The following is a 3,337-nucleotide window of genomic DNA, read 5'->3' as shown; positions in this document are numbered from 1 at the left end:
AGATGATTTAGGCGCAGATTATATCGCTGTTCATACTGGTTATGACTTACAAGCTGAAGGTCAATCTCCTTTAGAAAGTTTACGTAAAGTTAAATCTGTAATTAGTAATTCTAAAGTAGCAGTCGCAGGTGGTATTAAACCAGATACAATTAAAGATATTGTTGCAGAAAATCCTGATTTAATTATTGTTGGTGGCGGCATTGCAAATGCTGATGACCCTGTAGAAGCTGCTAAACAATGTAGAGCTGCGATTGAAGGAAAATAATGATGACAGAAATCACAAATTATCGTTTAATACTAGATGAAATAGACAACACATTATCACATGTGAAAGACAGTGAAGCCGAAACGTTTTTAAAGCAAATTATTAAAGCAGAGCAAGTTTTTGTATCTGGAAAAGGACGTTCGGGTTTTGTAGCAAATAGTTTTGCGATGAGATTGAATCAGCTTGGGAAGGGTGCACATGTAGTTGGTGAGTCCACTACACCTTCCATTACCGAAAAAGATTTGTTTGTTATCCTTTCTGGCTCAGGTTCGACAGAGCATTTAAGATTATTAGCAGATAAAGCTAAAGCTGTAGGTGCAGAAGTTGTATTATTGTCAACAAATCCAACGTCAAATATTGGTGAACTTGCAAATGCAGTGATTGAATTACCGGCGGGAACGAAATATGATGCTGAAGGTTCAGCACAACCTCTAGGTAGCTTATTTGAACAAGCATCACAAGTGTTTTTAGATAGTATTGTTTTAGATTTAATGACTGAGATAAACGTTGATGAAGAAACAATGCAGCAAAATCATGCTAATCTGGAATAAAACCTACAAAAGATGATTCACTTTAATACTCCACATTTATTTGTGGGGTATTTTTAATTTAAAGAAACGCCTTGAGATATTTCCTAGTAGTTATAAAAACTAATTAGTATTGAATATCACTACTACATTTTTGAAAAGTGATGTAGATTTATAGCCAGAATTTTTAGATTTACATTGACGATACTGCATCAAAAGAAAAAGTCAATCTACTTTTTCTAGTTTGACTTTTATTTTTATATCTAAAGGCACACTTACACACCTAAAAAACGTCGTGCTAAAAACAAATTTACATGTGGTAATCCAATATCCTTATTATACATTTTAACAGTTGGTTTAAAGGAAACTTTAAAAATATATAATTTTTAACCTATTCAATTACATTTGTTTCTTAAAACGCATATATGAGCCAGAATAGAAAAGAGTTGCAGGAAAGATTAAAGATTGCTTAAGAATCAGCAAGTTTTGGCGTTAGAGAGTAATAAAAAAGATTCAAAAATTAATTAGAGGAAGAGAGGCTGCTTAATTATTCCTTTGATACACCTACTAATGATAGATAAAACGTGGATGTGTAAGAAGTATCATATACTACAGACGCTGTAAATATTAATCAACATTAGGAAGAAAAAAGGGTGAATAAACACAACTTAAAAAGGCTTTTGGAGTCGTTTGTTAGTAACTAATTGTAATTAAAAAGGTGCGACAAGCTCATAAACTTGTCGTACCTTTTTATGTAAATCGTACTTCTGATACTCATCAATTTAATTTTAAATTTAAGTTCATTTATCAATAAAATTGGGTATTATTTATTAAGAGACGTAGAACTCTTGCCACACTTATATCAAATTAATTTAATTGTAGTGAGCAATTTAGCTTATTATGAAAAAGATGAGCTGAGGCAAGCATGTGCCTGCTCATTTTTAAAATTGGAGGCTAAATTTACAAAAAAATTCTATTAACAGGTGCTTCAGCATATCATATATAGAAAATAAGTCTAATGAACAAAATGTTACATGGAAATCTTCAGATTTATTTGATTTAAATGAGATAACAGAAGTAATGAAAAACGTTCGTTTTTGACACAAAACCTCTTAACTATAAATTAGGAGGTTTTTCTTGGATATTTAAGTCTATAAACTTGTGTTATAATCAATGTATCATAAATACCAAAAAATATGAGTTTTCAGACGATGAGAGCCGCGTTTATTTGCATCGAGAACTAGATTTCATTAGTAAGTACTCATAAAACGATTAAAAGAGGTGGTATTCAAATGGCTAAAATTGGTTATGCACGTGTATCAACACAAGATCAAAGTCTTGATGGACAGATTGATACACTTGAGGAATATGGTTGTGAACGTATCTTTAGCGAGAAAGCGAGTGGTCGCAAAACGAAACGAACGGAACTTGATAAATGCTTAGATTATTTACGTGAAGGCGATATTTTAGTTATCTATAAACTAGATCGTCTTGGCCGAACAACCAAGCAATTAATTGAGTTATCTCAATGGTTAGATGATAATAGTATTGATTTACATATTATAGATATGAACGTATCAACCAAAGATGCGATGGGCAAGATGTTCTTTACTATGATGAGTGCATTTGCTGAACTTGAAGCTAACTTATTAAGCGAACGTACGAAAAAAGGATTAGAAGCAGCAAGAGCTAGAGGGAGAAAAGGTGGAAGACCATCATTACCAGATCATAAAAAAAGAGAGATTAAATTCTTATATGATGAACAAAAACTTACTGGAGAAGAAATTGCTAAACAAACAGGTGTAAGTCGTTCTACAGTATATAGGATGCTTAAAGATTAAACTCTATGAAAAAATATATTACTTAAGGCTCTTATAGGTGTATCTAAATCATTTTATGAACATTGATTTTATGTTGAGTTTTTGAACATATTATATACTGATATTCATAGATTTTGGATTATGAAGAAAGAGTGTACAGAAAACAGTTATTTTCTGTACACTCTCATCTTTAATAATATATTTTAAATGTTATTAACAAAACTAATTTAATAAGAGTCAAGCATAGTTTACATATGTATTATGTTTGAAATATATCTCTAATTACTTTTTACTAATATCATTTAAAATGTCTCGCAATTCTTCAATTTCTTTGTTATTTAATTCTTCTTTTTTCGCAAAATTCAGCACTAAACTTTTCATGTCCCCTCCATACAGTTTATTAAGAAAGGTTTTAGCAGTTTTCATTTTAATATCGTCTTCTTTAATATTTGATGAGTAAAAATAAATATTCTCTGATTTGTATCGTTTTATAATCTCTTTTTTATATAGTCTTGTGATTAATGTTCTAATCGTTTTATCGCTAACTTCTTTATATTTTTGAATTTCAACTACAATTTCATTAGCTGATACTGATTTTTTATCCCATATTATATTCATAACATCCCATTCAGCCATAGATATTTCAACTTGCTTATTGGCCATTTAAAACACCCATTTCTTTTAATATTTTTTCACTGATTAATTCAGCATTTTTCCCAGACGGC

Annotated in this window: 4 protein-coding genes and 1 pseudogene; 4 read left to right on the top strand and 1 reads right to left on the bottom strand. The window is 30.5% G+C overall.

What is annotated here, in order from left to right; all coding sequences use genetic code 11:
* From CM54_RS13020 to CM54_RS11725, 4 genes and pseudogenes are all read left to right on the top strand, one after another.
* Positions 1-265 (top strand): orotidine 5'-phosphate decarboxylase / HUMPS family protein (locus tag CM54_RS13020; protein WP_037551387.1); only part of this gene is annotated, 265 nt, incomplete at its 5' end.
* 2 nt (positions 266-267) lie between these two features.
* Complete coding sequence (gene hxlB / locus CM54_RS11730; RefSeq protein WP_037551413.1) at positions 268-816, top strand: 6-phospho-3-hexuloisomerase; 549 nt, start codon at positions 268-270, stop codon at positions 814-816.
* Between the two features lie 438 nt (positions 817-1,254).
* Positions 1,255-1,370 (top strand): annotated as a pseudogene (locus tag CM54_RS13105) (DUF536 domain-containing protein); the annotation flags it as partial.
* A 714-nt stretch (positions 1,371-2,084) separates the two neighbouring features.
* Positions 2,085-2,633: a recombinase family protein gene (locus tag CM54_RS11725; RefSeq protein WP_037551386.1), complete on the top strand. Its 549-nt coding sequence runs from the start codon at positions 2,085-2,087 to the stop codon at positions 2,631-2,633.
* 261 nt (positions 2,634-2,894) lie between these two features.
* Here the strand turns inward: CM54_RS11725 and blaI are convergent, their stop codons facing one another.
* Positions 2,895-3,275 (bottom strand): penicillinase repressor BlaI, encoded by a 381-nt coding sequence (blaI, locus tag CM54_RS11720; RefSeq protein WP_002436859.1) that lies wholly within the window; start codon positions 3,273-3,275, stop codon positions 2,895-2,897.
* Positions 3,276-3,337: the final 62 nt, after the last annotated feature.

The sequence above is a fragment of the Staphylococcus sp. TE8 genome, from assembly GCF_000692055.1.
GTDB classification, from domain to species: domain Bacteria; phylum Bacillota; class Bacilli; order Staphylococcales; family Staphylococcaceae; genus Staphylococcus; species Staphylococcus capitis.
The sequence above is the reverse complement of the archived record's forward strand: the minus strand, read 5'-3'. Positions and strand labels throughout refer to the sequence as shown.